This window comes from Methylomonas rhizoryzae (assembly GCF_008632455.1).
In the GTDB taxonomy this organism is placed as follows: domain Bacteria; phylum Pseudomonadota; class Gammaproteobacteria; order Methylococcales; family Methylomonadaceae; genus Methylomonas; species Methylomonas rhizoryzae.
On sequence record NZ_CP043929.1, the window covers coordinates 4,274,337 to 4,301,100 of the forward strand.

The 26,764-nt window shown below is 50.5% G+C and carries 24 protein-coding genes and 3 tRNA genes; 11 read left to right on the forward strand and 16 right to left on the reverse strand.

Going from position 1 to position 26,764, the window contains the following annotated elements; genetic code table 11:
* Nucleotides 1–35: 35 nt before the first annotated feature.
* The 6 genes from acpP to F1E05_RS18945 all read right to left on the reverse strand — a co-directional run bounded on the left by acpP (nucleotide 36) and on the right by F1E05_RS18945 (nucleotide 4,840).
* On the reverse strand, nucleotides 36–269 hold the full coding sequence (gene acpP / locus F1E05_RS18920; protein WP_013820083.1) for an acyl carrier protein: 234 nt from the start codon (nucleotides 267–269) through the stop codon (nucleotides 36–38).
* A 173-nt stretch (nucleotides 270–442) separates the two neighbouring features.
* Nucleotides 443–1,381: a hypothetical protein gene (locus tag F1E05_RS18925; RefSeq protein ID WP_150051256.1), complete on the reverse strand. Its 939-nt coding sequence runs from the start codon at nucleotides 1,379–1,381 to the stop codon at nucleotides 443–445.
* Nucleotides 1,382–1,475: 94 nt separating this feature from the next.
* The gene (locus tag F1E05_RS18930) at nucleotides 1,476–2,228 is read right to left on the reverse strand and encodes an FkbM family methyltransferase (protein ID WP_150051258.1); all 753 of its coding nucleotides are present in this window, start codon (nucleotides 2,226–2,228) and stop codon (nucleotides 1,476–1,478) included.
* Nucleotides 2,229–2,241: 13 nt separating this feature from the next.
* Nucleotides 2,242–2,733, reverse strand: coding sequence for a glutathione peroxidase (locus F1E05_RS18935; RefSeq protein ID WP_150051260.1), 492 nt, complete (start codon nucleotides 2,731–2,733; stop codon nucleotides 2,242–2,244).
* Nucleotides 2,734–3,450, reverse strand: coding sequence for a DUF5765 domain-containing protein (locus F1E05_RS18940; RefSeq protein ID WP_150051262.1), 717 nt, complete (start codon nucleotides 3,448–3,450; stop codon nucleotides 2,734–2,736).
* Nucleotides 3,451–4,438: 988 nt separating this feature from the next.
* On the reverse strand, nucleotides 4,439–4,840 hold the full coding sequence (locus F1E05_RS18945) for a hypothetical protein (RefSeq protein ID WP_150051264.1): 402 nt from the start codon (nucleotides 4,838–4,840) through the stop codon (nucleotides 4,439–4,441).
* Nucleotides 4,841–5,031: 191 nt separating this feature from the next.
* On the opposite strand from F1E05_RS18945, the gene F1E05_RS18950 reads away from it, so the two are divergent.
* The 3 genes from F1E05_RS18950 to F1E05_RS18960 are packed head-to-tail and all read left to right on the forward strand — an operon-like array spanning nucleotide 5,032 to nucleotide 6,753.
* On the forward strand, nucleotides 5,032–5,517 hold the full coding sequence (locus tag F1E05_RS18950) for a hypothetical protein (RefSeq protein ID WP_150051266.1): 486 nt from the start codon (nucleotides 5,032–5,034) through the stop codon (nucleotides 5,515–5,517).
* Nucleotides 5,518–5,554: 37 nt separating this feature from the next.
* Nucleotides 5,555–6,130: a hypothetical protein gene (locus F1E05_RS18955; RefSeq protein WP_150051268.1), complete on the forward strand. Its 576-nt coding sequence runs from the start codon at nucleotides 5,555–5,557 to the stop codon at nucleotides 6,128–6,130.
* Nucleotides 6,091–6,753, forward strand: a complete 663-nt coding sequence (locus F1E05_RS18960) for a hypothetical protein (protein ID WP_150051270.1) — start codon at nucleotides 6,091–6,093, stop codon at nucleotides 6,751–6,753. The genes F1E05_RS18955 and F1E05_RS18960 overlap by 40 nt, the downstream gene beginning before the upstream one ends.
* Before the next feature lie 355 nt (nucleotides 6,754–7,108).
* Here F1E05_RS18960 and F1E05_RS18965 read toward each other — a convergent pair whose 3' ends face one another.
* The 5 genes from F1E05_RS18965 to F1E05_RS18985 form a co-directional block, all read right to left on the reverse strand.
* A complete protein-coding gene (locus F1E05_RS18965) occupies nucleotides 7,109–8,638 on the reverse strand; it encodes a DNA primase family protein (RefSeq protein WP_150051272.1) in 1,530 nt (509 codons plus the stop codon).
* Between the two features lie 505 nt (nucleotides 8,639–9,143).
* Nucleotides 9,144–10,121, reverse strand: coding sequence for an integrase (locus F1E05_RS18970; protein WP_150051274.1), 978 nt, complete (start codon nucleotides 10,119–10,121; stop codon nucleotides 9,144–9,146).
* Between the two features lie 98 nt (nucleotides 10,122–10,219).
* Nucleotides 10,220–10,295: transfer RNA gene (locus F1E05_RS18975), tRNA-His, on the reverse strand.
* A 17-nt stretch (nucleotides 10,296–10,312) separates the two neighbouring features.
* Nucleotides 10,313–10,389: transfer RNA gene (locus F1E05_RS18980), tRNA-Arg, on the reverse strand.
* Nucleotides 10,390–10,394: 5 nt separating this feature from the next.
* Nucleotides 10,395–10,471 (reverse strand) — tRNA-Pro (locus F1E05_RS18985).
* Nucleotides 10,472–10,774: 303 nt separating this feature from the next.
* Between F1E05_RS18985 and htpG the strand changes: the two genes are divergently transcribed.
* Entirely contained in the window at nucleotides 10,775–12,709 is a 1,935-nt protein-coding gene (htpG, locus tag F1E05_RS18990) for a molecular chaperone HtpG (protein WP_150051276.1), read from the forward strand.
* Between the two features lie 104 nt (nucleotides 12,710–12,813).
* Here htpG and F1E05_RS18995 read toward each other — a convergent pair whose 3' ends face one another.
* Together F1E05_RS18995 and F1E05_RS19000 are read right to left on the reverse strand one after the other, a co-directional pair.
* Nucleotides 12,814–13,257 carry a hypothetical protein gene (locus F1E05_RS18995; RefSeq protein WP_150051278.1) on the reverse strand — a complete coding sequence of 148 codons (444 nt, stop codon included), beginning with the start codon at nucleotides 13,255–13,257 and terminating at the stop codon, nucleotides 12,814–12,816.
* A complete protein-coding gene (locus F1E05_RS19000; RefSeq protein WP_150051280.1) occupies nucleotides 13,247–13,432 on the reverse strand; it encodes a hypothetical protein in 186 nt (61 codons plus the stop codon). The genes F1E05_RS18995 and F1E05_RS19000 overlap by 11 nt, the downstream gene beginning before the upstream one ends.
* On the opposite strand from F1E05_RS19000, the gene F1E05_RS20465 reads away from it, so the two are divergent.
* On the forward strand, nucleotides 13,431–13,655 hold the full coding sequence (locus F1E05_RS20465) for a hypothetical protein (RefSeq protein ID WP_197737389.1): 225 nt from the start codon (nucleotides 13,431–13,433) through the stop codon (nucleotides 13,653–13,655). The genes F1E05_RS19000 and F1E05_RS20465 overlap by 2 nt on opposite strands.
* 163 nt (nucleotides 13,656–13,818) lie before the next feature.
* Here the strand turns inward: F1E05_RS20465 and F1E05_RS19010 are convergent, their stop codons facing one another.
* Both F1E05_RS19010 and uvrA read right to left on the reverse strand, forming a co-directional pair.
* Nucleotides 13,819–14,409: a Uma2 family endonuclease gene (locus F1E05_RS19010; protein ID WP_150051282.1), complete on the reverse strand. Its 591-nt coding sequence runs from the start codon at nucleotides 14,407–14,409 to the stop codon at nucleotides 13,819–13,821.
* Nucleotides 14,410–14,477: 68 nt separating this feature from the next.
* Nucleotides 14,478–17,294: an excinuclease ABC subunit UvrA gene (uvrA, locus tag F1E05_RS19015; protein WP_150051284.1), complete on the reverse strand. Its 2,817-nt coding sequence runs from the start codon at nucleotides 17,292–17,294 to the stop codon at nucleotides 14,478–14,480.
* A 152-nt stretch (nucleotides 17,295–17,446) separates the two neighbouring features.
* On the opposite strand from uvrA, the gene arsC reads away from it, so the two are divergent.
* The 6 genes from arsC to F1E05_RS19045 all read left to right on the forward strand — a co-directional run bounded on the left by arsC (nucleotide 17,447) and on the right by F1E05_RS19045 (nucleotide 24,718).
* The gene (gene arsC, locus F1E05_RS19020; RefSeq protein ID WP_197737390.1) at nucleotides 17,447–17,794 is read left to right on the forward strand and encodes an arsenate reductase (glutaredoxin); all 348 of its coding nucleotides are present in this window, start codon (nucleotides 17,447–17,449) and stop codon (nucleotides 17,792–17,794) included.
* Nucleotides 17,791–18,390 carry an NAD(P)H:quinone oxidoreductase gene (wrbA, locus tag F1E05_RS19025; RefSeq protein WP_150051288.1) on the forward strand — a complete coding sequence of 200 codons (600 nt, stop codon included), beginning with the start codon at nucleotides 17,791–17,793 and terminating at the stop codon, nucleotides 18,388–18,390. The genes arsC and wrbA overlap by 4 nt, the downstream gene beginning before the upstream one ends.
* Before the next feature lie 91 nt (nucleotides 18,391–18,481).
* Nucleotides 18,482–19,408 carry a hypothetical protein gene (locus F1E05_RS19030; RefSeq protein ID WP_150051290.1) on the forward strand — a complete coding sequence of 309 codons (927 nt, stop codon included), beginning with the start codon at nucleotides 18,482–18,484 and terminating at the stop codon, nucleotides 19,406–19,408.
* Nucleotides 19,409–19,567: 159 nt separating this feature from the next.
* On the forward strand, nucleotides 19,568–20,638 hold the full coding sequence (locus F1E05_RS19035; RefSeq protein ID WP_150051291.1) for an efflux RND transporter periplasmic adaptor subunit: 1,071 nt from the start codon (nucleotides 19,568–19,570) through the stop codon (nucleotides 20,636–20,638).
* Nucleotides 20,635–23,781, forward strand: a complete 3,147-nt coding sequence (locus F1E05_RS19040) for an efflux RND transporter permease subunit (RefSeq protein ID WP_150051292.1) — start codon at nucleotides 20,635–20,637, stop codon at nucleotides 23,779–23,781. The genes F1E05_RS19035 and F1E05_RS19040 overlap by 4 nt, the downstream gene beginning before the upstream one ends.
* 124 nt (nucleotides 23,782–23,905) lie before the next feature.
* On the forward strand, nucleotides 23,906–24,718 hold the full coding sequence (locus F1E05_RS19045) for a sulfite exporter TauE/SafE family protein (protein WP_150051293.1): 813 nt from the start codon (nucleotides 23,906–23,908) through the stop codon (nucleotides 24,716–24,718).
* Nucleotides 24,719–24,768: 50 nt separating this feature from the next.
* Here F1E05_RS19045 and typA read toward each other — a convergent pair whose 3' ends face one another.
* A complete protein-coding gene (gene typA / locus F1E05_RS19050; RefSeq protein WP_150051294.1) occupies nucleotides 24,769–26,586 on the reverse strand; it encodes a translational GTPase TypA in 1,818 nt (605 codons plus the stop codon).
* Between the last annotated feature and the right edge of the window lie 178 nt (nucleotides 26,587–26,764).

Sequence of the window (26,764 nt, forward strand, 5' to 3'; positions counted from 1 at the left end):
GCTAGTGAAGAACAACACTAGCCACGAAGATAGTGCTATTGCAGATTGGCGTTGATGTAATCGATAGCCAATTGAACGGTGGTGATTTTTTCAGCTTCTTCGTCAGGAATTTCGCATTCGAATTCTTCTTCCAGGGCCATGACGAGTTCAACTGTGTCTAAAGAATCCGCACCAAGATCGTCAACAAAAGACGCGTCATTTGCGATTTCCTCTTTTACGCCTAATTGCTCTGCGACAATCTTTTTTACTCGTTCTTCGATGTTACTCATAATTTTTATTCCTCGAACCATGCGAACGCCCGACAAACAGCATTCACCTTAAACTAGTGTGGTATTGTTAATCTGAAATCTCGTCACCGGCCAAGCCCAACGACTTCGACGATTATACTTGATGTTCAAAAAAATTCACAATATTAGCACCGCGAAACACAACATTATGAAAACTAACGCGATTTCGAACTCAAGTTTTTCAATATTTCTTCTAACGGCACCAGATTGAGCTTAATCCGAAACAATACGGCTTGGTTTTCCAATATGCCATAGCACTCGTAGGTTCGCAGCATGATGTTGGTTTGATTCAAGGTATTGTGCTTGGATTCCGGCAATTGCTTAACCAGAATATGGAGTTTGTCGTTATTTTTCACTTGCGCCAGATGCACGCGATCGATTGAAAAATCGTGCGAGGTGTATACCATCGGGTTGCGCAGAAAATCGTGACTCTCCAACTGAGCCTTCTCCAATAACGCGCCGGACGTCAGACTGCAGGGAAACACTTCAGGATAATTCGCCATATGAGACAATTCGTCGAAATAATCGGACTGTTCGGCCAACGAACCGGACAAAAAATTCTTGACGTTGCCGTTCGTCATCCATTTGCGCTTTAAAAAATAATCGGTCCCGGGCACCAAGGACCTATCCGGCAGCGTATTCAAGTCCGGCAATCCGCTTAAGTCCTCGTCCGCCAAAAACAAAGGCCGCTTGGTTTCCTTTTTGTATCCCAGCAATATGGTCTTACCTTGAGACTTGATCGCTATCCGATTGGTCAAGGTCAGCTCCGGTATGGTCGCAATCAGCGTTTTCTTGATATCCAGAGATATTTCCTGCCGCGGCCGCAAGGCATTGACGAATGTAATCTGGTAATTGCTAAACCTGAGTTGATTATCGGCGATGATATCGTCCTCATGCTGCGCTTCCCGGTACAGCTTCATCTGATACTCAATCAGGGTATTCAATTGAAAACCTAGCACAATCGGACCCTTGAACGGATTATGGGTGATTTGCAGCCACTTGTGCTTATCGTGAAACAAGTTGAAATCGTCCGAAGCTGCCCGCGCGACCTCTATGTGAAATTGTTCGAACACGAACGACGCATCTTTACTCATAAACTCCCAGCAGATACAAACCGGCCGGCGACGGATCGCACCACCACGTCGCCACTCCTATGGAAAAGCGTGAGCTTAATCGACCGCCAAGCAGCTAGCGACCGACATATTGCATCACAAAATTATTGCAATAATCCTTACGATTCCAATAGTCCTCACCCTCGGCCCGCTGATGCTGATTGGAGTTGAATTCGGCAACCGGACGCAATCGCCCGCGCTGTACGAAATAACCGTCGTAACCGAAACTACGAAAGTACCCCAACACCTCTTCGACGCCATACTCGGTCAGGTGCCGGTTTTCACATTCGCAAACGATCAAAGGTCTGTGGTGCGACATAATCGATTCGGCACCGCGCAAAACTGCCAGTTCGTGGCCTTCCACATCGATTTTAATAGCACCGATTCGGCGGCTCTCAGTAGCAAAATAGCCATCCAACGTGCAAACCGGCACGTCTAACAACGTGCAAGATTCGCGAGTCATAACCGCCTCCTCGAAGGATGCGCCGGGCGAACTTGCCCCATACCCCGGAATACCTAGGCGCAAGCTGCCCGACCTGTCCGACACGCCTTGCGCCTCGACCTGGACATTCGATAAACCCGCCGCGGCGACAATGCCCTTCAAATAATCGGCCAAATAAGGCTGGGGTTCGAAGGCAATCAGCTTACCAGCGGCCACCGCCTTCGCCAACGACGGGATAAAGCTGCCTTTATTGGCACCAACATCCACGGCAATATCGCCCGGCTGCAACGCACTAGTCAGCGCGAGAATCTCGGCCTTATGATCACGGTAACGAGCCTTCCAGCCGCGGTACAAAAATTTAACAACAGTCGCATCAATTCCCGGCATATCGGATCACTCTTTAGCCTTGCGGCAACACTTGCTCGATATCGTCTTCCAAAGCAGCCGGCGTTACGATCGGCGCATAACGCTTGACGACTTGCCCGTCACAGCCAACCAAAAACTTGGTGAAATTCCATTTTATCGCCTGCGTACCTAGGAGCCCGGGCTCGGCTTCTTTCAAAAACCGATACAAAGGGTGGGCATCGTCGCCATTTACCGAAATCTTTTCGAACATGGGGAAAGTCACCTGAAATTTAGCAGCGCAAAACGCCGCCACTTCTTGATTAGTCCCAGGCTCCTGCTGACCGAATTGATTGCACGGAAACCCCAACACCACCAACCCCCTATCTCGGTATTTCTGATACAGCTGCTCCAAACCTTGATATTGGGGCGTAAACCCGCATTGACTGGCAGTGTTGACGATTAACATCACTTTATTGCGAAAGACTTCCAGCTTCAGCAGCCGCCCGTCTAAGGTATTGACCGAAAAATCATAAATAGGAGCTGTCACTTAAGCCACCTGATGCCGCAACACCCTACCAACGCCAAAAAAGCGCTTGAAATAAGGCATGAAGCTGACGGTAATCGGAATCGAAAACAAGCAATATATTGCTGCAGCCTCGCCGGTCGTGACCCCTAGCAGCCATTGCGGTACAAACAATGTCATCAATGCCATCAGACAGTGATAAGACGCAATGCGCCAATTGTCTCTCCATAAAAAACCGCTCAAGGCTAATGCAAACAAGGAGCCGTGGGTTACCAAGGTGCCGAATGCCGCCGGAATTTTATAGCCGATGTGGTAAATCCCCATATACAGACAAGCCACCATGTCGCCGATAAAATTCGGCTGCATGCCGAACAACTGCCATTCTCTAGGTAATCCGGTACATACAAGAAAGAATCCGCTCAAGCAAATACCGATTATGCTAGCTTTCTTCAGCGCTTCTTTATCGCTCGAATAAGTGGCCAAGGCCGGCATGATGGCAAACGCCTGCAAAGCGATGTGATAAGTCGATAATTCGCTCAATAATAAATTCGTACCGTACCCGCACTGATCGGCGACCGGATAGGCGAAATATTGAATCAGCTCCATCAACGAAAAATGAAAAATGGCGTAGGCCCGCGCCATACGCACCCAAAACGGCTCGTCCTTATCCAAAAATGTAACGCTGGCGGCGGCGACCCCCACCAGCCCCAAGCCCAAAGACATATTTGCACTAAAACACATAGTCGATCCGTATCAATGACAGCCCAGCCCTACGCACGCCTCGCTTTAGACTAAGGCCGGATTTGCAACACCTGGGCAAGCCGCTAGCCCGCAGCCCGTCCAATCCGAAATAAGTTTAAGTTTTGATTCTAACAAATTAAAAGGCAAAACGAACCGATCCACACATTTGCGTTACGACATCCCACCCATCACAATACTTTTTGAGGAGAACAACAGAAACCGCTCCGCATCGGCCAAGACCGGCACGGACAAGCCTGGCCCAGGCTTGTATCCCCAGCTGTGGCAAGATGTCGAGATGAAAGCCGCACCGGCCCGGACAAACCGAAAAGTATCCGACAGCCCGCCCAGCAAGACGAGACGAGCCTGCATCGCCGCCGGAAAGACAGGTAACATAAGACCAATAAAGAGCCAACTCACACGGCGACGTTACAGCGACCGAAATCGCAGCTTAGCACTTTATTGAAGAGTAAGGAGTCAAGGCTATAGAACGCAACTTGTATTCCAGAGATTAGGCACAGCCCTTATAGATAAAAGCCGGCAAATATCCAAATGAAAATGGGAAGGCTTGTTAGCGCAGAGGACGGCGTCCCTTAGTGCGGGACGAGGATAAACTTGAAAATATTGGGGTGAACGATGGGGCTCGAACCCACGACAACCGGAATCACAATCCGGGGCTCTACCAACTGAGCTACGAGAAACCCGGTTTGATCACCTGTTCCAACCTCTAAAATGTAAACTTGATTACCATTCGCCCTTCTCAAAAAAGGACAGAAAAAGGACAGGAAATTTCCCACCCAAGACAATCATAACATACCCATTTTCAATTAAGCCTGCTTACCACTTCGACCTTTTTGAGCAACTTCCAAGAGCAATTTCAGAACCAAGGGGGGTGGTTAGACATTAGGATTCCTGATTGTCTAGCCTCTATATGATCTATGGGGTGGTCTGTCTGGAATAGGTTTTATAGCGGATTTTGATAGTAGTAACGCTATCTCATAAGTTGTTGTAAATTGCGTTGAATCTGTTGGTTTTGTATTTGATTTTCTAAGCGATTAAGTTGGCCTTGTAAATGGCCGTTATTATCGAAATGAGCACGCGAAGATCCACCGTCATAATTTCTAGCGGCTGCTTTTGCCTTAATCCGTTCAGCTTCCATGGCTAGTTCCCGATTAATTCTTTGTTCTCTTGCAATCATATCGCTCCTGAGCCCCTCAGAGCTAACGTCGGAAATTTGTCCATTGACTATTGGTTTTTCAGTTCCCTCGGTACAAATGCCATTCTTATATGTTGGCTTGCCGTTAATCATGCATTTTTTTAATGCAAAAGCATTGTTGGCAGTTAACATCAATACGGAGACAATCAGTATAAAAAAAATGCTTCGGGTTGTCATAACAATCCATAATTATCTCTAACTTTAGAACTATAATCCTAGAGGCGGCTATTAGTCAATAGTTGTTCGCGATCTTCGAAACATGTATAAAACTACTTTTCTGAGTGAAATAGTTATAGATAGATTAATCAGTCTATTTGGCTTTTATAAATTTGATTTTTTTTGTTAAAGATTCTAAGCGGAAAGATGATATGAAAAAACAAGAGTTTTATATAACGATTATTCTTACAATTATTTTTAGTTTTGTAATCAGCAAGCCAGTAAATGCGGATGGCAACCTTGAAAAGATAGGTTTTTGTGTTGGTGTTTTCGGTTATGCTATGAATTCATTTGCATTAGCTAATCAAGTTGGTGGTGTTAATATCATGTCTTTGCAATACGGAAGGGCATACGCGACATATGCAGCAATTACTTTAAAAAATAATAATAAAAACATTGAAATCGCTAATTCGATAAATCAAGAAATTGCGTTACATGCTCGTAATGCCAAACAATACCTAGATAAAAACTCAGGCAGAACAGTAAATGAATCTAACACATGTATAGATTATGTTAGCCCAATATTTGAGAAGTTATCATTGAGTGGCTTTAAGCTCGATGACAATTACAGTGAATCGTTAATTGAATTTTCATCTGCTTTAGCTAAGAAAGTTAGAAATAATCTTGGCTACCAATGAAAATTGCTAATTTTTTTAAAACGATAAAGGATATTTTATGAAGGTAATGCTTTTGATTTTGCTTTTCTTTCCTTTTCAATGTTATAGCTGGTCTCTCGTTGATAAATTTCAATATGACAACTATAGAAGCTGCGTTGACCACAAAATTAAAGATGTTGATAGAACAAAAACTGATATGAATGCAGCGCGTAGAGCATTCGAAGATGATTGTAAAAAGGCATTTTGCACTACAACAACCGAAGTATCAGAGGGTGAACTTAGTGAGTGTATGGCAAATAATATTGCTTCATGTGAAAGAGCTAAGGATAAGGTTCAGCGCTTGTCTTTGGAAATGGCAAAAATAGCAAGAGAAGAACAAGCGGAGCGGGAAAGAGAAGAAGAAATATCAAGAATAGAAAATCAGAATAGGCCTAAATATAATTCAAGTCCCTATGATTATATTGATAAGTATATCAACTCACCTGTTCCCAAGATTCCAAAGTTTGACATGGGAAATAGTAGAAATTATTCTGATGAATTGGCTCAAGCGAAGTCAGGTGTTAGCTTGTTTTGTAGTGATCAATTACTTAATGCATGCAAGAAAACAAAATACAAAGACAAGACATGCCGGTAGTTTGCGCTTATAAGGCTAAATGCTGGCTTTTACTTTCTGTTGTATTAGGCATTTTTAATTTTCACTCTGTTTTAGCAGCTCCATTTTCTTATGAATTTATGATGCCAAGTTACTCTTTCAATTCGAACCCTTCGGTATTTGGTAATGGTGCATTAATCGATCTGACTTTTGATAACAGCGGGATCGATAATAAGTCTCAGTTATTTTCTTGGTTAGACGTAAAGAAAATTAGTGTACATGCTATTGGTGGTAGTTTTATTTTAGATGATCTAACTCCCATCTTTTCGAAATACACAACAGGTTTTCCACCAGCATTATTATACACAGATGATACAGGATTATCTGGAGTATTTAGCTTCAATGCTGACCTTTCACAAGTTAGGCTAACTGGGATTGTTAACGAAACAAATGAAATGATTCAGCTTGGAACTCAAGAGTGGGGAATATTAACGTTAACTTCTTCACTTGGTCAGGCAAGGTTTCAAACTGACTCGTATAACATTGGGGATCATTATAGGTTTGGGGCTAAAGCTAGTTTAATTACTGTTCCCACTGCTCCAACTCTTTGGCTTTTGGGTTCTGGCTTGATAGCTTTCTTAGGAGTGAGAAAGAGAGAAAAGTGATATAGGGTAATTGCTTTAGGGTATATGTAAGGACTAGCTTTTTTGTCATTTAGTCCCTATCTCGTTTTTTTCTTAAGAAGAGAGAGAAGAATAAAAAACCCTATTCATTTCCTCTTTCTCTTATCTTAAATGATCGAGAAATAAATTGACGGCCTTAAGCCGTCTATTTGGTTCGAGCAAATGGATTATGTGAATTAGGTTGCTAATAGTTTCAAAGCAAGCCTTTATTCTCTAGTTAACTTTATCCAATGGACAGATAGGACAGATAAACGTCAATTTTAAAAAGTCTTTATAGAAACAAAATATATAAAACTTTTATAAAAACACCGTTTATCCGTCCCATCCGTCCTTTAGGTTAACTAAAGAATTTTTGGTTTAATTGATTGTCAAAGTCCCGAACTGACAATCCAAACCACGCTCTTGATCCATTCAATTTACATTTTTGATAACCCTCATCCGATAACTTACGACCAAATGCGTTACTAGGCATAGGTCTATGACCATTCCTTAGGCACCAGCTCCTATAACTGTCATAAAGAAACTGAGATAGGCAAATACTACCAGGCTGCCTTTCACATTCATCTTCTATCCATTTGCCAAAAATATCCTGTTCTTCCTGATATTCTGCTGTTGCCTGCTTAATGACCTCAGGTACATCAGCCAGTCCTCTTGCTTGCCACTCCATACAACCTTCAATCATCCATGCAAGGATATGAGGTGCTTCATTTTTCAGTTTATCAAGCAAATATGGGTCTCTTTCTTCAGGTTTAAAAATCCTGTTAAAGGGGATCATTCTCACTCTTCGCCAAATACCATAATCAGTTCCCTTGATGACTGGTCTATGGTTTCCTAAAACCATCAGTTTAAACTTAGGCGTAAACTGGACAGGTGAGCCATAAAGCTTCCTGACTGCCAGAGTGTCCCCAGATACTAAACTCTTAACTAAGGATTCAGCTAATGCTGTTTCATCCTCGGTTTCAGAACTAATTGCCAACCTTGCCCCAATTAAGTCCGCTAAATCAGGTGTTGCTCCCCCAGCTTGACGCTTTGATGCTGCTATAGTTTCGGGTGATACAGCTCTAGCATAATCTCCCAGGATATAGCGGAGAATGTCACCCATTACACTCTTACCGTTTGCCCCTTTGCCATAACAGAAAATAAAAATCTGCTCTTGCGTTGATCCTGTGAGCAAATAGCCACACCATCGTTTAATCCAGTTTATTAATTCAGCATCCCCCTCAAAGACCTGATCTAAAAACTGTATCCATCTCTCGGCTTTATCAGCGCTGCCCAAATGATCAATCTTTAATGATTTCGTAATGAAGTCACCTTGATTTGCATCTCTTACCTCTCCCGTCCTTAAGTCGATTACGCTCTTAGCATCATTGATTCCAACGATATAGCCGTTAGAGTCAATTAATGATAAAGGCAATCGTATTCCCTCTATATCCTTTAGTAGTTCGACGCTGTTTTTGATTACTTGCAAAGAGCTGGATTTTCTAGCCCATTTTGCATAGTGATCAGCATGTTCCAAATGTAACTCTCCCTCCCTATAAATAACCTTTGCTAGATCAGCGGCCAGTCTCCTTATTTTTGATCCATCAATATCCCACTTCCAGGTTCCATCAATCCACTGTAGCCAAGCATTGGCTCCAGAGACATAGTGAATATTGCCCCTATGAGCATCTGCCAATCTATCTGCATTTCCTTGCTCGGACAGTCTCCTTGTGTCCTCCGTGCCATCTCTGGCATCTGTACCAATGAGTACTGGTTTATAAAATTTTCTACTTTCCAGTTCATTGCCCTGTTCAAACGCCTTTTTTAACGTATTGACAGGTTGCATATTTGCAGCAACAGGTAATCCCTTGTTCAAAAAGTCATTCATTCATACCGCCTTTGGTGATGTTAAAAATTTAGTCAAATCATTCATTTTTATTTCAGTATTTCTTGTTTCATTGTTAAAATTACCAAACAATTGCATTAATATAGCCTCATAAAATCTTTCCTAATTGTTAAAGAGCCTGATAGTTGCTAGAACTATCAACAAGGTATTAAATTAATACCCTAACACCTTGCCTTTTTTCAGGCACAAAAAAACCCAGTAGCTATTTCTAGCTCTAGGTTCGTATTGAAGAGAGGAAGCCCTTCACCTTTTATTTCAACCCAGTAATCCGAATAGAATCTCCGGCTACCAAGTTAATAATTATATTACCACAGAATTCCTATATGTCAATAGGGGTAATGTCAAGCCATTTTTCAACTTTTTTCCATTACCCTTTTGTGCTTTTTACTCTAGTCCAGAATCACTGGATAACCGACTATTAGAGAGGGTATATCTAGGAGTTATTTAGACCCTGATAGATAGATGATCTAATGTCATTAGTTATCATTTATCCCAACTTTAACGCTAGATCACTAGCTTTTAAATGGGTGTATCGTTTCAACATCCCCAGTGTTTTATGCCCTGTAATTGCTGATACCTCCATTGTATTAAGTCCTTTCTCAAATAGTCTTGAAGTGCATTCGTGGCGGAGATCGTGAAATCTTAGGTTTTCTAATCCGGCTCTCTTACAAGCTCTATTAAAGGCCTGTGAGACCGAATCTGGACGCGTTAGAAAGATTTTCCCGCTTGGATGCTTATCTATCCCTTCTAAGATCATCAAAGCCCTTGTAGATAGCGGTACAGCCCTAGAATCACCATTCTTTGTATCAGGCAGGAGTACAAAACGATTCTCAAGGTCTACTTTATCCCATTCAATAGATAAGAGTTCTGATCTTCTCATGCCTGTTTCAATGGCTAATTGAACTATAGTTTTTACTTCCTGAGTTTCGCTGAGTGCTTCAATTAACTTTTCCTTTTCCGATAACTCGAGCCTCCTTGTTCTGCCGCCAGTAGGCTTTGGTAGCTTGATTTGATTGAGTGGATTACCAATACCATCGAAGCCCCATTCTGATTTAGCGACGCTGTATAAATGAGATATTACAGCAAGGTCTAACCGTACTGTATTAGGCGATTTGCCAAGCTTAATACGCTTATCTCTCCAAGCGGCAAAGTCTGCACTACGAAGCCCAGACAAAAGTTTATTTGCTATTGGCTCTTTTATCCACGCCTTGACTCGATAGGCTTCGTTTGTAGCCCCTTTTTTTGTTGGTGTAATCTCTTCCAAATAGCGTTGGAGCAATTCACCAAGAGTCGTTTTTTCTAATTCAGACCTATCAATAAAACTTCCACGTTCAAGCTCCATTTCAGTTTGTCTTGCCCACGAAACTGCATCGGATTTAGACAGAAATGTTTTTGTTTGATCAGGGTAGCCTTTACGCTGGATTCTGGCTTGCCATTTGCCAGCACGTTTACGGAATGTTGCCATAGTATCTCCTGAAAAGGACAGGAGAAGGACAAATGGAAAACAGCAAAGCAAATCTTAATTAATCGATCTACTAAACTATTGTTTACAAAGGGGATAATTGGGGTGAACGATGGGGCTCGAACCCACGACAACCGGAATCACAATCCGGGGCTCTACCAACTGAGCTACGCTCACCATAATGGAATTTGAAATGGCACGCTTGGCAGGACTCGAACCTGCGACCCTCGGCTTAGAAGGCCGATGCTCTATCCAGCTGAGCTACAAGCGCATAGTTGGTCGGGGTAGAGAGATTCGAACTCCCGACATTCTGCTCCCAAAGCAGACGCGCTACCAGACTGCGCTATACCCCGTTGCTATTTGACTCAGACAGTTGAACGTCATTCGGCGCATTATATGCAGATTTTTTTATTTGTCAATTTTTTGTCGGATATGCCGCGCGTATCGCGCCATATCCATATATAGCTACACCCCGCGCACCTATGGCGAATTCGCTCGCCTCGCCTCCCCTCCAATCATTCAACAACCCGGCATTCTCCTAACCCCCCCCCACCACTCAACTTTGCGAACCTTCGCAAGCCTCCTACCCTTGAAAAGTTTTCCCGCCACCCCCATAAAGCCTTCGTTCGATTAAACCACCATTACGAGCAACGATTATGACTGTTGAAGCAAAAAAAGAAACCTTAGGCTTTCAAACCGAAGTGAAACATTTGTTGCACTTGATGATTCACTCCCTGTACAGCAACAAAGAAATTTTCCTGCGCGAACTGATTTCCAACGGTTCGGATGCCGCCGACAAACTGCGTTTCGAAGCGCTGGCCAACGACAGCCTGTACGAAGGCGACAGCGACCTGAAAATCCGCGTCGATTTCGACGAAAGCAAAAAAACCATCACCATCACCGATAACGGCATCGGCATGAGCCGCGAAGAAGTACAGGATCACATCGGCACCATCGCCAAATCCGGTACCAAACAATTCTTCGAAAAATTGACCGGCGATCAGGCCAAGGACAGCGAACTGATCGGCCAATTCGGGGTCGGCTTTTACTCATCATTCATCGTCGCTGACAAAGTGACGTTGACCACCCGCAAGGCCGGTGCATCACACGACCAAGGCGTGCGCTGGGAATCCGACGGCCTGGGCGAATACAGCATCGAATCGGTCGAAAAGGCGACGCGCGGCACCGAAATTGTGCTGCATCTGAAAGAGGGCGAGGACGAATTTTTAAGCAGTTGGAAGCTGCGCTCCATCATCAAAAAATATTCCGACCACATCTCCCTGCCCATCGTCATGAGCAAGGACATCCCGGCCGAGAAAGACGACGACGGCAACGAAACCGCGCCGGCCCGGGTCGAAGACGAAACCGTCAACAGCGCTTCCGCTTTGTGGACCAAAAACAAGGACGACATCAGCGCCGAAGATTACAACGAGTTCTACAAACACGTCGCGCACGACTTCCAGGATCCGCTGGTTCACGTCCACAGCAAGGTCGAAGGCACCAACGAATACACCCTGCTGCTCTACGTTCCGGGCCGGGCGCCGTTCGACTTGTGGGACCGCGATGCCAAACACGGCGTCAAGCTGTACATCAAAAAAGTCTTCATTACCGACGACGCCGAACAATTGATGCCGCGCTACCTGCGCTTCATCCGCGGCGTGATCGATGCCGACAGCTTGCCGCTGAACGTGTCGCGCGAAATCCTGCAACAAAGCAAGCAGATCAGCAACATCAAGGCCGGCGCCGTGAAAAAAGTGCTGGGCATGCTGGAAGATTTGGCCGAGAACGATGCCGACAACTACCAAAAATTCTGGGAGCAATTCGGTAACGTCATCAAGGAAGGTCCGATCGAAGACCACAAAAACAAGGAGCGCGTCGCCAAATTGTTGCGCTTCTCGTCCACCCATACCGACGATAAAACCCAGAACGTGTCGCTGGCCGACTACGTCAGCCGGATGAAGGAAGGTCAGGACAAAATCTACTTCATCACCGCCGACAGCTTCGCCGCCGCCAAGAACAGCCCGCACCTGGAAGTGTTCCGCAAGAAAGGCATCGAGGTCTTGCTGCTGACCGACCGCATCGACGAATGGCTGGTGTCCAGCTTGACCGATTTCGACGACAAGCACCTGCAATCCATCGCCAAAGGCGAACTGGACCTGGACAAATTCGATAGCGAAGAAGAGAAAAAACACCAGGAAGAAGTCAGCAAGGACTTCGAATCGGTGGTCAAGCAAATCAAGGACGTACTCAGCGACAAAGTCAGCGAAGTCAAAATCAGCCACCGCCTGACCGACTCGCCGGCTTGTCTGGTGACCGGCGCCTACGACATGAGTCTGCACATGGAGCGCATCATGAAGGAAGCCGGCCAGGCCGGCGGCCTATTCGGCATGGGTGGCAGCAAGCCGATCTTCGAAATCAACCCGGATCATGCCATTGTCCAGGCCTTGAAAAACGAGCAAGATGACACGCGCTTTGCCGACATCAGCCACATCCTGTTCGACCAAGCCATCCTCAGCGAAGGCGGCCAGTTGGAAGACCCCGCGGCATTTGTGCACAAGTTGAATGGGTTGTTGCAGGGGTTGTTGAAATAAGCTGTTTTTGATTGGAAAAGGCCGGTTTCCCGGCCTTTTTTGTTGACTCGGATTGGATTGTAAGAGCGTCGGGGGTGGCTGATCAAGAGCAAGATAAACAAATATCAATCGTCGTCGTTCTTGTTGGAAGCGTCTGATTTGAATTTTGCCTTGGCGATGAAATACCCGGTGACTGCGCCGATGCCGTATTTGAATAGCTCAATGAATAAGCCAATCAACTCGGATAACACGGCTTCTTTGTCTTTGGAAATAACGTATCCACCAAAGATCAAAAGCATGAGAATAACTACACCTAAAAAGATCAGTGCGTATTTGGTCAGCTTGGTGGCTTGTACACGCGTTCTGGATCGGTCTTCCAACTGAGCGTCGATAGATTTCTCAGCTAATGCTTTATCGGTGTCGATTTCCCGATTTTTGAGCCGCATTTGCTCTTTTTGGATTTCCATTTCCATGCGCTGGTTTTCCAGCCATTTATCCATCAAATCCGCTTCGCGTTGCGGATCAAGGCGTGCCGTTTCTTGACGCGGTACGGGCGGTTTAGCCATCAATCAGTTCAAAGTCTTTAAATTCGACGCGGAAGCGGCCAAAGCTATTTTCGCCGACTTTAGGCGGCACAAAGCGGGTGGACTCAATTTTGTTACGGCGAGTCTCCACTAGGCTCACTAGTTCCTCAGGAGAAACGATGCGGTATTTGATGGGTTTTAACGTTCGGATTTTTTTCATGGCGAAAAGTATAGGCTTGCAAGCTTATCAAAGCAATGATACTGAGGCAATTTGTCGCGTGATTGATGGCGATATAAGCCATGTAGATACCTTCTGGCTTTTCCCATCGGGAAAGGCCCTCATTTGGTACGCATTGCGTATCCTACATATTTGCGGCCAAGCCCGGAAGGAAGGCATACTAGCAAAAGAAGCAACCGATTCCGGCTATCCAATCGGTTACTGAGCGTTCATTGGCGACCCGGACGACCATATTTTGTAAATTGCATACGGACAAGAGGTCGGTTTGACCATAGAGCAATCGCAAGTAGGTTGAACTGTACTCGCCTGAAGCAAGTAACCTCGATAAAATCCGGGATCTGCAATCCGAGATAACGACGCTTCAAACTTCAATAGTCCTTAGGCAAGCGCGCCGCCAACTCATCCCAACGAATCGCGATCTCTGGCAATATGCCGACCGGGGTTACGCCTTCCAGCGGGTAAAGATCGGGTTTACCGTATTCACCGTTTTGCAACAGGTAAACGGTCAGTATGCGGTCTATGGGATGCACCAGCCAGTATTCACGGACACCGTGGCGTTGGTAGAGGTCGCGTTTATTAATTTGGTCGTGGCTGGCGGTGGATGGCGACAACACTTCCACGATCCAGTCCGGCGCACCGCGCACGCCGCGTTTGTCCAGTTTGCCGGCGTCGCAAACCACCAGCACATCGGGTTGCACGACGCTGTCGATGAGCGCATCGGCTTCGTCGCGTTTCGGCAAGCGCACGTCCAGCGGGGCGATAAAGACACGGCAGGGCTTGCCTTGCAATGCCTGTCGAGCTTGGAAATAAATTTCGCCGGCAACATCTTGATGCGCCAGGTCCGGGGCCGGCGACATTAAATATGCGTTGCCGTCGATCAATTCGTAACGCACATCCTCGGGCCACTGCAAATAGTCACCGTAGCTGTGTCGTTGCCGGTCTTTAAGCACTACAGCCATCGCTCGTCTCCTGCTTCCACCCGTTATTGAACCATCCTAACCGGCCCATCCAGCGGCGGCAAGTTGCCTCAATTGAAAAACCGCCGCAAATATTTTCCGGTATGCGAAGTCTTGTGTTTGGCGATCTGCCGGGGCGTACCTTCCGCGACCAGGGTGCCGCCGCCGCTGCCGCCTTCCGGGCCCATGTCGACAATCCAGTCGGCGGTTTTGATCACGTCCAGATTGTGCTCGATGATGATGACGGTATTGCCGTGGTCGCGCAGGGTGTGCAGTACGCTGAGCAGTTGCTTGATGTCGTGAAAGTGCAGGCCGGTGGTTGGTTCGTCCAGAATATACAAAGTGGTGCCGGTATCGCGCTTGGACAACTCCTTGGCCAGTTTGACCCGCTGCGCTTCGCCGCCGGACAGCGTTACGGCGTTCTGGCCCAGGGTGATGTAGCTTAGGCCCACGTCGATCAAGGTTTGCAGCTTGCGCGATAAACTCGGTATCGCCGAGAAAAACGCCGCCGCATCCTCCACTGTCATCTCCAATACTTCGTGGATGGTCTTGCCTTTGTAGCGGATTTCCAGGGTTTCGCGGTTGTAGCGTTTGCCGTGGCAGATGTCGCAGGGCACGAAGATGTCGGGCAAAAAGTGCATTTCCACCTTGATCACGCCGTCGCCGGCGCAGGCCTCGCAACGCCCGCCCTTGACGTTGAAGCTGAAGCGGCCGGGCGTGTAGCCGCGCGAACGGGCTTCCGGCACCGCCGCGAACAGTTCGCGGATCGGCGTAAAAATGCCGGTGTAGGTGGCCGGATTGGAGCGCGGGGTGCGGCCGATCGGGCTTTGGTCGATGTCGACCACCTTGTCGAACTGCTCCAGGCCTTCGATGGCCTGGCACGGCGCCGGAATACAGCTGGCGCCGTTGATCAAGCGGGCCGCATGGCTGTACAAGGTATCGTTGACCAGCGTCGACTTGCCGGAGCCGGACACGCCGGTGACGCAGGTCATAAGGCCGACCGGAAACTGGACGGTCACATTGTTTAAATTGTTGCCGCCGGCGCCTTTGATGACCAATTGCTTGGCCGGATCGTTGGGCGTGGTCTTGTTCGGTACGGCTATGCTTTGGCTGCCGGCCAGATATTGACCGGTCAACGAATGGGCATCCGCCAGAATTTGCTGCGGCGTGCCTTGGGCGACGATTTGCCCGCCGTGCACGCCGGCGCCGGGGCCTATGTCGACCACGTGATCGGCGGCGCGAATGGCGTCTTCGTCGTGTTCGACCACGATGACGGTGTTACCGAGGTCGCGCAGCCTGAACAAGGTGTTCAATAGTCTTTCGTTGTCGCGCTGGTGTAATCCGATGGACGGTTCGTCCAGCACGTACATGACCCCGACCAAGCCGGCGCCGATCTGGCTGGCGAGACGGATACGCTGGGCTTCGCCGCCGGACAGGGTGTCCGCACTTCGATCCAGGGTTAGGTAATCCAGGCCGACATTGACTAAAAATTCCAGGCGCTCCTGAATTTCCTTATTGATTTTGGCAGCGATTTCGCCGCGGTGGCCGGGAATGTGCAAGGCTTGAAAAAAGCCGAGCGCATCTCTAATCGGCAGCCGAGTCAGGTGATGCAGCGGCTTATCCTCGACGAACACATTGCGCGCGCCCAGATTCAAACGCGCGCCGTCGCAAACCGTGCAGGTCTGTTGCGCCAGATATTTAGCCAGCTCGTCGCGCACCACTTGCGAGTCGCTCTCGCGGTAGCGGCGCTCCATATTTGGGATCACCCCTTCGAACGGATGGCGCACGGTCTTGGGTTTAGCGTTGCCCATCTGGAATTGAAACTCGATGGTTTCGTCGCCGCTGCCGTACAAAATCACCGCCTGTAGATCGCGCGGGATATGCGAGAACGGCGCTTCCGGGTCGAAGCCGTAGTGCGCGGCCAAGGCACAGACGATTTGGTAATAATAGGCGTTGCGTCTATCCCAGCCGCGCACCGCTCCGCCGGCCAAGCTGAGTTCCGGATTGTGCACGATCAACTGCGGGTCGAAATGCTGACGCACCCCCAGGCCGTCGCAGCTGGGGCAAGCGCCTTTGGGATTGTTGAACGAAAAGATGCGCGGCTCCAACTCGCTGAGGTTGTAGCCGCAATGCGGACAGGCGTAGCGCTCGGAGAACAACAATTCCGTGCTCGTTTCCATCGATGCGGCAATTGCCAAACCTTCCGAGAGTCTTAGCGCGGTTTCAAACGATTCGGCCAGTCTGAGGGCGATGTCGCCGCGAATTTTGAAGCGGTCGACGATCACTTCTATGGTGTGTTTTTTACGCAGATCCAAGGCAGGCGGTTCGTCCAGTTCGTAAACTTCGCCGTCGATACGGGCCCGCAAAAAACCTTGGGCTTTCAAATCTTCCAGCAATAGTGCGTGTTCGCCCTTGCGCTGGTTGACTACCGGTGCCAGCAGCATCCAGCGTTCGCCTTCCGGCTGCGCCAATACCTGATCGACCATCTGGCTGACAGTCTGCGCCTGTAAAGACACGCCGTGTTCCGGACAGCGCGGAATGCCGACCCGGGCGTACAGCAGACGCAGGTAATCATAAATCTCGGTTATGGTACCGACCGTGGAACGCGGGTTGTGCGAGGTGGATTTTTGTTCGATGGAAATGGCTGGCGACAAGCCTTCGATATGGTCGACGTCCGGCTTTTCCATCATCGACAAAAACTGGCGAGCGTAAGCCGACAACGACTCCACATAGCGGCGCTGGCCCTCCGCGTAAATCGTGTCGAAAGCCAACGACGATTTGCCGGAGCCGGACAAGCCGGTAATGACGATCAATTTGTCGCGCGGCAAATCGAGATCGATGTTTTTCAGATTGTGAGTGCGGGCGCCGCGTATGCTGATGGTTTCCACTACGTTGGTTTCCTGCGGATGGGATCAACCGAATACTATACGGGCAATCGCGGGAATTGGGCAAAGGTCGGTTGTGGCCGGGATTGGCGCAATGGCGGCAGTCCACCGCCACGGTGTTATGATTGCTATCCTGACCAGATACGGAGTTAATGATGAAAGTCACCATTTATCACAACCCGCGATGCGGCAAGTCCAGGGACACTTTGAAGTTGTTGCAGGCCAAGGGCATTGAGCCCGATGTCGTCGAATACTTGAAGCATCCGCCGACCGCCGACGAATTGCGGACGATTTTGGCTAAACTGGGCATGGCGCCGCGCGAGTTGATGCGGACCAAGGAAGCCGAATACCGGGAAAACGGCTTGGACGATCCAGGCTTGAGCGAGTCCGAATTGATCGAAGCGATGCTGCGCATTCCCAAATTGATCGAGCGGCCCATCGTGTTGGCCAACGGTAAAGCGGCGATCGGCCGGCCGCCGGAAGCGGTGTTAGGCATCTTATGACGGCGAAAATTCTGATCGTTTATTTCAGCCGTAACGGTAGCACCGCCAAACTGGCGCAGCATATCGGCCGCGGGGTGGCTTCGGTCGCCGGGGCCGAGGCGGTGCTGCGCACCGTGCCGCAAGTATCGCCGTTATGCGAACAAGTAGAGGACAGCATTCCGGCCTGCGGCGCGCCTTATGCCAGCTTGCAGGATTTGGAAACCTGCGACGGTTTGGCGCTGGGCAGCCCGACCCATTTCGGCAATATGGCGGCACCGTTGAAACACTTTATCGACGGCACGACCGCCCTTTGGTTTTCCGGCGCCTTGTCCGGCAAGCCGGCCGGCGTGTTCACCTCGACCGGTAGCATGCACGGCGGGCAGGAAACCACCTTGTTGTCCATGATGTTGCCGTTGATGCACCACGGCATGTTGCTGATGAGTTTGCCGTGCAACGAAATCGCCTTGCGCGAGACGATCAGCGGCGGCACGCCTTACGGCCCCAGCCATTGCTCGGATAACGACAGCGATTTGACCGAACACGAAAAGCGCTTATGCTGGGTACTGGGACAGCGCTTGGCATCCGCGGCCTTGGCATTAAAGGCCGAGAAACGATAAGACGTTACGATGTTGCTCGAGACCGATTAAAACGCTACGGCGCATTCGAGCCATTCCGTGATCCGGAGTTTGTCTAAAGAGGGGCTGTGTTATGACTAGTATTGCCGTGAGTTCCGACGTTTTCAGCCAATTGCATATCGACGTGGCTCGCAACTCCACCGACGACTTCAATCTGTTTCACGATAGCCGTAACTGGGACAAGATTAAAGACAATCCGTTCGGCGGGCCTATTACCATGGGCTTTCAGCTGGAGTCGCTGCTGGAAGGCAAAATTGCCGCGTTCCGCCGACAAAACGGCGAAGAGCCGTTGATAGCCGAACGCGAGCTTCATTTCAGCAATTACCAGTTTTCGTTCGCCAATGCGATTAAAGCCGGACAATTGGTGGAAATCGAAATCAAGCCGTCGCAATTCAAAGCCGATAGCTTAACGCTAGGCAATCGTATCTCGGTAAAAAGCGATAGCAGTTTGGCCTTGCTCGGCTATAAAAAAGAAACGGCCCAGCCTTTGTTTTTGGCGGATGCGGACTTTGCCGCTTTCGGCGATATACGTACGCAACCGGACCGCAGCTTTTTACCCAGCGGACACTTTCTGAAACGCAAATTCATGACCACCAGCAACGGCAAGAATTTTTTGTGCGGCTCGCTCCGCGATCAAACCGAGTTTTTCGACGAAATTCAAGACAAAGTTCGGTTTCCGGAAATGTTTCCCTGCGCATTGCTGTCCAGCGCGTTGCTGGAGAAGGCATTGAAAAATCGCCACGATTTCGAAAAGAATCCTATGGTTTACACCTCCCATAAAATCAGCTTGGACCGACGCTTGCTGGCCAAGCTCAAAAGCAACGACGTTTTGCATCTTTTGATCAAACCGGCGCCGGGTTCGGCCGAACACGATTTCGGCGAAGATTTTGCGGCGGCGCTGGATTACGAATGCTTCGGATTGGTCGCCGAAAACGCCGTGTTGTTTCGCGCGTTGATTTGCTTGGCGCCTTTGGAATTGATCGTCAAAGCACTGGGATGACCGCCCGGCGCAAGCTTTAGACCGGTAAGTCGTCGGCCCGGTTTTATCCGCTAGCGATTGAGCTTTGCTACACTGTGAAGCTGTACCGGCCGGAGCGCCGCGTTTTCTTGATCCGTTCGAGTTATTCAACCCGTACCTTTCATCAATCTTCTTATCACGATGCGATTGAATTCATTGCTTATGCTGGCAACAGCTGCAATTTTGGGCTGTCAGCGCGAAATCCCGCCGGAAGCGCCGCCCCGGCCGGCGTTGGTGGTCACCGTAGGCGAACAAACCGAGGCCGCACCGGCCATTTTGGTCGGCGAGGTGCGTTCCCGTTACGAATCGGCACAAGGGTTTAGGATTCCCGGCAAGATCGTGCAACGCTACGTCGAGGTAGGCGCCTTGGTTGAGCAAGGTCAGCTGTTAGCCCGGTTGGATAACCAGGATAGGTCTTTATCGACCGAAGCGGCCCGCGCACAAACCGCGTCAGCCCAAGCCGATTGGGTATTGACTCAAGCGGAGCTGCAACGCCAGCAAGCCTTGTACGAAAAGCACTTCATTTCCAAACAGGCGCTGGACGTGCAGATAGCCAAGGAGAAAGCCGCGGCGGCTCAGGTTCGGCAACTGCGAGCGCAAGCGGCCGTGACCGGCAATCAAACCCAGTACACCGATTTGCCGGCCGATCGTGCCGGCGTGGTGACCTGGATTCGCGCCGAGCCCGGCCAAGTCGTCGACGCCGGGGAAACCATAGTCCGCATTGCGGTACCGGAGACTTTGGAGGTCGACATCGCCGTGCCCGAATCGCGCATGCAAGGCATAGTCCCCGGTAGAACGGCTCTGGTTAAATTGTGGGCCCAACCGGCAAACATATACCAAGCCCTGGTGCGCGAGGTCGCGCCGGCGGCCGACAGCGCCACCCGGACCTTTGCGGTCAGAGTGGCTTTTCAGGACGCCGATCAGAACGTGCGTTTGGGTATGACGGCCGGCGTGCGGTTTGCGGACGAGTTCGATCAATTATGGTTGTTGCCGTCGCCCGCGGTAACCCAACGGGATGGCCGCGCGGTGGTTTGGGTAGTGGACGGCAACAACCAGGTGCAGCCGAGACCGGTTACCGTCGGCAGCTACCGCGAGGACGGCGTCACGCTGACGCAAGGTTTGGAGAAAGGCGAAAGAGTTGTGGCGGTAGGGGTACACAGTTTGTTGCCGGGCCAAACAGTTACCCCGCAAGCCTTGCAGGGTAGCCGATGAAGGCATTCAATCTGTCCGAATGGGCGCTGGCGCGCCCGGCCTTAGTACTGTTCGTGATGCTAATGTTGACCGCGGTAGGCATGATTTCCTACACCCGCTTGGGGCAGTCGGAAGATCCGCCGTTTACGTTTAAGGTTATGCTGATCAGAACCGGGTGGCCGGGCGCCAGCGCACGGGAAGTCGAGCAGCAGCTTACCGATAAACTGGAAAAGAAATTGCAGGAAGTACCTTGGCTGGATTACGTGCGCAGTTTCTCCAGGCCGGGCGAGTCGATGATTTTCTTGCTGGTCAAAGATTCCGCTCCGGCCGGTGAAATCCCCAATGTTTGGTATCAAGCCCGAAAGAAAATCGGCGATATTCGCCATACCTTGCCCGTTGGGGTGGAAGGCCCCAGCTTCAACGATGAATTCGGCGATGTTTATGGGAATTTATATGCACTGACCGGCAAGGATTACGACTATGCCGAGTTGAAACGCCAAGCCGATTCCGTCAGGGCGGAATTGCTTGGCATCAAGGACGTGGCCAAGGTGGATTTTTTCGGCGAACAGGCACAGCGCGTTTATATCGATATTTCCAACGCCAAATTAGCCACGCTGGGCATAGACACCGCGACTTTGTTGAGAACCTTGCAAACTCAAAACCTGGTGACGGAAGCGGGCAGTTTCGATGCCGGCGAGGAACATATCCGCATTTCGGTCAGCGGCCGTTTCGATGCGGTACAACAACTGCGAGAAGTGCGGTTGCGCGCCAACGACCGGGAATTTCGCCTGGGAGACGTCGCGCAAGTCAGCCGCGGCTTTGAAGATCCGCCGGTAGAGAAAGTGCGTTTTCAGGGAAAGGAAGCCTTGTTGATCGGCGTCGTCATGCGGCCTGGCGGCGACGTCATCGCATTGGGACGGCAGTTGGAACGGGCGGTGCAAAGCATACAAGCCCGCTTGCCGGTGGGATTGGAATTGGCGACGGTGTCGTCGCAACCGCGCGCCGTTCAGCGTTCGGTGGACGATTTCGTCAAATCACTGACCGAAGCGGTGGTGATCGTGTTGGCGGTGAGCCTGCTATCCCTGGGGCTACGTACCGGTATCGTCGTGGCGGTGTCGATTCCGGTAGTGTTGGCGATTACCTTCTGGTTCATGCATTTATTCGGGGTCGGCTTGCACAAGATTTCCTTGGGCGCGTTGATTTTAGCCTTGGGCTTATTGGTGGACGACGCGATCATCGCGGTGGAAATGATGGCCTCCAAGATGGAACAGGGCTGGGAACGGGCCCGGGCGGCGGCGTTTGCCTATACCTCAACCGCCATGCCCATGCTGTCCGGTACCTTGGTGACCGCGGCCGGATTTTTGCCGATTGCTACCGCCGAATCGTCGACCGGCGAATACACCCGGTCGATTTTCCAAGTCGTGGTGATTGCCTTATTGGTGTCCTGGCTGGCGGCGGTAGTGTTTGTACCCTACCTCGGTTTTCGACTATTGCCGGACTTTTCCCGCGACCACGGCCATGATTCGCAAGGATGGTCGGCTTGGCTGAAACGGCGCTTAGCGAAAAATACGCATGCCGACGATGGCGACAAATCCACCGCACCCGACCGGCAACACGGCGTGTACGACACGCCTTTCTATCATCTGTTCCGCAAGCTAGTGACGTTTTGCGTGCGGCGGCGATGGTGGGTTATCGGCGCCACCGTAGCATTGTTCGGCATTTCGATAGCCGCGTTTTCTTTGGTACAACAGCAGTTTTTTCCCGATTCCACCCGGCCGGAATTGATCGTCGACCTCCGCTTGGCGGAAGGCGCCTCGTTTACCGCCACCGAAGCCGAAGTCAAGAAATTGGAAGCTTGGCTGGATAAACAAAGCGGCATCGAAAATTACGTCGCTTATGTCGGCACCGGCAGCCCGCGCTTCTACTTGCCGCTGGACCAACAGCTGAAGCAACGCAGTTTCGCCGAGTTCGTGGTGTTGACCGAAGGCGCGGCGCAACGCGAACAAATTCGCAGGGATTTGATTGCATTGTTTCAACGCGATTTCAGTGCGCTCAGGGGCAGCGTATTCCGCTTGGAGAACGGGCCGCCGGTCGGATTTCCGGTGCAGTTCAGGGTGTCCGGGCCGGACATCGACACGCTGCGCACCCTAGCCTATCGGGTAGCCGAGGTAATGCGCGGCAATCCCTATTTGTCCAATGTGCAGCTGGATTGGGACGAGCCGATCAAAGTCGTGCGGCTGCACGTCGATCAATCCAAAGTACGCTTATTGGGCACCAGTTCGGCGGAAGTGGCGAATTTGATCGACGGTGCACTTCAAGGCTTGTTCGTCACACATTTTCGCGAAGGTATAGAGTTGATAGACGTACTGGCCCGCGGCGCGCAAACCGAACGCAAACATTTGTCCAGGCTGGAAAATCTAATGATTCCGCTATCCGGCGGGCGTAGCGTGCCGTTGTCGCAATTGGCGACCTTCGAATACGCATTCGAACCGGGGGTGATTTGGCGGCGCAATAGAATCCCGACTATTACCGTGCGCGGCAATCTTTACGGCGACATTCAGGCGCCCACGGTTTCCGCGAGCGTCGAAGCCGAGCTAGCCCAAATCAAGCGGGATTTACCGCTAGGCTATCGCCTGGAAACCGGCGGCGCCGTAGAAGAATCGGCCAAGGGCGGAGAATCGGTCGCCGCGGGTATGCCGTTGTTTTTTTGCACCGTGCTGACCGTGTTGATGGTGCAGTTGCAGAGCTTTTCCCGCGTAGCCTTGGTCGTGTTGACCGCGCCGCTCGGCATGATAGGGGTGACTGCGTTTTTGTTGTTGTTCAATCAGCCATTCGGCTTTGTGGCAATGTTGGGCACGATTGCGCTGTCCGGCATGATTATGCGCAATTCGGTGATATTGGTAGATCAGATCGATCAGGATTTGCGCGACGGCCTGACAGCAATGCAAGCCGTGGTCGAATCGACGGTACGCCGTTTCCGCCCTATCGTACTTACTGCGGCCGCGGCGATTCTGGCCATGATCCCATTGACCCGTAGCGCGTTCTTCGGCCCGATGGCGGTATCCATTATGGGTGGCTTGACGGTAGCGACGTTGCTGACCTTGCTGTTCTTGCCGGCGTTATATGCCGCCTGGTTTAAAGTGGAAACCGATCCGGTACCCTGAAGTTATACGCCCGGCCGCATCAATATCGAATTTAGGCATATTTAAATGCTTTTTTATTATTAAATTTTCAGCGCAGCCGTTGCTATAGTAGGCCGCAATTGTTACTGACTTAAGGATTGATGCCATGAATTTGCTGTATACCGCTTCCGGTTTTGTCGTCGGTTTGTTGGTCGGGGTAACCGGCGTCGGCGGCGGTTCGTTGATGACGCCATTGCTGGTCTTTTTGTTCGGATTCAAGCCGGCGGTCGCGGTCGGTACCGATTTGCTCTATGCCGCGATCACTAAAACCGCCGGGGTGTTCGTCCATCACGGCAAACACCGCTCGGTGGATTGGCGCATCGTGGGCTGGTTGGCGCTGGGCAGTTTGCCGTTTGCCGGCGCCACCTTGTACGTGCTGAAGCATTTGATGACGGTGGGCAAAGAAATCACCGGCATGATTACTTTCACTTTGGGAGTGGCACTGCTGCTGACCGCCAGTGCATTGTTGATTCGTAGCGTGTTGTTGAAGTTGGCCGCCAAGGCGCCGCAAGTCGACGACGAGCATAGCAATCCGGACAATGCCGGCCGCTTTTCGCCGCGTTGGGAAAAGATCGCCACGGTGCTGACCGGCGCGGTGTTAGGCGTGCTGGTTACCTTGTCGTCGGTCGGAGCCGGCGCGTTGGGGACGGTGGCCTTGTTATTTTTGTATCCCAGGATGAGCACGCTCAAAATCGTCGGCACCGATTTAGCGCACGCAATTCCGTTGACGGCGGTCGCAGGCTTGGGGCACTTGAGTCTGGGCAACTTTGATTGGCAGCTATTGGTTAGTTTATTGGTGGGTTCCATCCCGGGTATTTGGGTGGGTAGCCATTTGAGCGCCAAAATTCCCGAACAATTTTTACGCCCGGCGTTAGCCACCTTGCTGATGATAATCGGGGTTAAGTTCGTGTTGGTTTAATTAAAACGCCGCTGTTCTTGAACGAACAGCGGCGTTTTTTTGGCGGTTGCTTACTCGGCCGAACGGGATGCGCGCTTGCGCTCGTTTTCGGTCAACAACTTTTTGCGTAATCTGATCGATTGCGGCGTGACTTCCACCAACTCGTCGTCGTCGATAAACTCCAAGGCTTGTTCCAAGCTCATTTTAATCGGCGGGGTCAGCAAGATGTTTTCGTCGGAGCCGGCGGCACGAATGTTAGTAAGCTGCTTGGCTTTGGTCGGATTGACCACCAGATCGTTATCGCGGGAATGAATGCCGATCACCATGCCTTCGTAGACTTCGGTGGCGTGTTCTATGAACAAGCGGCCGCGCTCCTGCAGGTTGAACAGGGCATAGCCCAGGGCCTTGCCCTGCACCATAGACACCAACACGCCGTTGATGCGTCCGCCGACGTTGCCTTTTTTCATCGGCCCGTAATGGTCGAATACGTGGTAGAACAACCCGGAACCCGAGGTGGAGGTCATGAATTCGGTTTGAAAACCGATCAAGCCGCGCGACGGCACCATGTACTCCAACCGGGTACGGCCCTTGCCGTCCGGCACCATGTTCAGCAAATCGCCTTTGCGTTCGCCGAGTTTCTCCATGATGGCCCCCTGGTGCTCGTCTTCCAGTTCGATGGTGACCATTTCGAACGGTTCGTGCAACTCGCCGTCCACTTCCTTCAAAATCACTTCCGGTCGGGATACGCCTAACTCGTAACCTTCGCGCCGCATGTTTTCGATCAGAATGGACAAGTGCAATTCCCCGCGACCGGAGACCTTGAATTTATCCGGATCTTCGGTGTCCTCGACCCGCAACGCCACGTTGTGCTGCAGCTCTTTATGCAAACGGTCGCGAATTTGCCGCGAGGTAACAAACTTGCCTTCCTTGCCGGCGAACGGCGAGGTGTTGACTTGAAAGGTCATGCTGACGGTAGGTTCGTCGACTTTTAACGGCGGCAAGGCTTCCACCGCATCTTGCTGACATAAGGTGTCGGAAATTTCCAATTTATCGATGCCGGTGAAGGCAATGATATCCCCTGCTTGCGCTTGCGGTACTTCGACGCGTTCCAGGCCTTTAAAACCGAAAATCTGCAGTATGCGACAGCTGCGGGTGGCGCCCTCGCGGTTGATTAAGGCCAACGCTTGATTGGTTTTGACCGTGCCGCGCTGAATGCGGCCTATACCGATTACGCCGACGTAGCTGTTGTAATCCAAACTGGATACTTGCATTTGAAACGGGCCGTTCAAATCCACGTCGGGAGGACTGACTTTATCGACTATGGTCTGGAACAAGGGGGTCATATCGCCGCCTTCCACGCTGCTGTCCAAACCGGCGTAACCTTTCAAAGCCGAAGCATAGACGATGGGGAAATCCAGCTGTTCGTCGGTAGCGCCCAGGCGGTCGAACAAATCGAAGGTTTGGTCGATAACCCAGTCCGGACGAGCGCCGGGCCGGTCGATTTTGTTGATTACCACAATCGGATGCAGACCTAAGGCAAAGGCTTTTTGGGTGACGAAACGGGTTTGCGGCATCGGGCCGTCCACTGCGTCTACCAGCAGCAATACCGAATCGACCATCGACAATACCCGTTCGACTTCGCCGCCGAAGTCGGCGTGGCCCGGGGTGTCGACGATGTTGATGTGATAGCCGTTCCAATCGATCGCGGTGTTTTTGGCCAGGATGGTGATGCCGCGTTCTTTTTCCAGAGCATTGGAATCCATGACCCGTTCGTCGACTTTTTCGTGGGCGCCGAATGTGCCGGATTGTTGCAGCAATTGATCGACGAGAGTGGTTTTGCCATGGTCGACGTGCGCGATGATGGCGATGTTTCTAAGTTTTTCTATCACAGGAATTTAAGGGCTAAAAATGAAATGGGTCGGGTGGAATACAGGAGTAATCTTGTACCGCATCGCGGCGAAGCGGGCGCCGGCTATTATGCGCGGACAATTACGACAATCGTATGTTTTCGTATGCGCATTACTCTAAATGCAGCATGGCCGCACTTGGAAGACTATTATCGCAACC

Excerpts from the sequence above, each read along its gene's own strand:
- acpP (WP_013820083.1), bottom strand. The coding sequence starts at position 269 with ATGAGTAACATCGAAGAACGAGTAAAAAAGATTGTCGCAGAGCAATTA.
- F1E05_RS18925 (WP_150051256.1), bottom strand. The coding sequence starts at position 1,381 with ATGAGTAAAGATGCGTCGTTCGTGTTCGAACAATTTCACATAGAGGTC.
- F1E05_RS18930 (WP_150051258.1), bottom strand. The coding sequence starts at position 2,228 with ATGCCGGGAATTGATGCGACTGTTGTTAAATTTTTGTACCGCGGCTGG.
- F1E05_RS18940 (WP_150051262.1), bottom strand. The coding sequence starts at position 3,450 with ATGTGTTTTAGTGCAAATATGTCTTTGGGCTTGGGGCTGGTGGGGGTC.
- F1E05_RS18945 (WP_150051264.1), bottom strand. The coding sequence starts at position 4,840 with ATGACAACCCGAAGCATTTTTTTTATACTGATTGTCTCCGTATTGATG.
- F1E05_RS18950 (WP_150051266.1), top strand. The coding sequence starts at position 5,032 with ATGAAAAAACAAGAGTTTTATATAACGATTATTCTTACAATTATTTTT.
- F1E05_RS18955 (WP_150051268.1), top strand. The coding sequence starts at position 5,555 with ATGAAGGTAATGCTTTTGATTTTGCTTTTCTTTCCTTTTCAATGTTAT.
- F1E05_RS18960 (WP_150051270.1), top strand. The coding sequence starts at position 6,091 with ATGCAAGAAAACAAAATACAAAGACAAGACATGCCGGTAGTTTGCGCT.
- F1E05_RS18965 (WP_150051272.1), bottom strand. The coding sequence starts at position 8,638 with ATGAATGACTTTTTGAACAAGGGATTACCTGTTGCTGCAAATATGCAA.
- F1E05_RS18970 (WP_150051274.1), bottom strand. The coding sequence starts at position 10,121 with ATGGCAACATTCCGTAAACGTGCTGGCAAATGGCAAGCCAGAATCCAG.
- htpG (WP_150051276.1), top strand. The coding sequence starts at position 10,775 with ATGACTGTTGAAGCAAAAAAAGAAACCTTAGGCTTTCAAACCGAAGTG.
- F1E05_RS20465 (WP_197737389.1), top strand. The coding sequence starts at position 13,431 with ATGGCGAAAAGTATAGGCTTGCAAGCTTATCAAAGCAATGATACTGAG.
- F1E05_RS19000 (WP_150051280.1), bottom strand. The coding sequence starts at position 13,432 with ATGAAAAAAATCCGAACGTTAAAACCCATCAAATACCGCATCGTTTCT.
- F1E05_RS19010 (WP_150051282.1), bottom strand. The coding sequence starts at position 14,409 with ATGGCTGTAGTGCTTAAAGACCGGCAACGACACAGCTACGGTGACTAT.
- arsC (WP_197737390.1), top strand. The coding sequence starts at position 17,447 with ATGAAAGTCACCATTTATCACAACCCGCGATGCGGCAAGTCCAGGGAC.
- wrbA (WP_150051288.1), top strand. The coding sequence starts at position 17,791 with ATGACGGCGAAAATTCTGATCGTTTATTTCAGCCGTAACGGTAGCACC.
- F1E05_RS19030 (WP_150051290.1), top strand. The coding sequence starts at position 18,482 with ATGACTAGTATTGCCGTGAGTTCCGACGTTTTCAGCCAATTGCATATC.
- F1E05_RS19035 (WP_150051291.1), top strand. The coding sequence starts at position 19,568 with ATGCGATTGAATTCATTGCTTATGCTGGCAACAGCTGCAATTTTGGGC.
- F1E05_RS19040 (WP_150051292.1), top strand. The coding sequence starts at position 20,635 with ATGAAGGCATTCAATCTGTCCGAATGGGCGCTGGCGCGCCCGGCCTTA.
- F1E05_RS19045 (WP_150051293.1), top strand. The coding sequence starts at position 23,906 with ATGAATTTGCTGTATACCGCTTCCGGTTTTGTCGTCGGTTTGTTGGTC.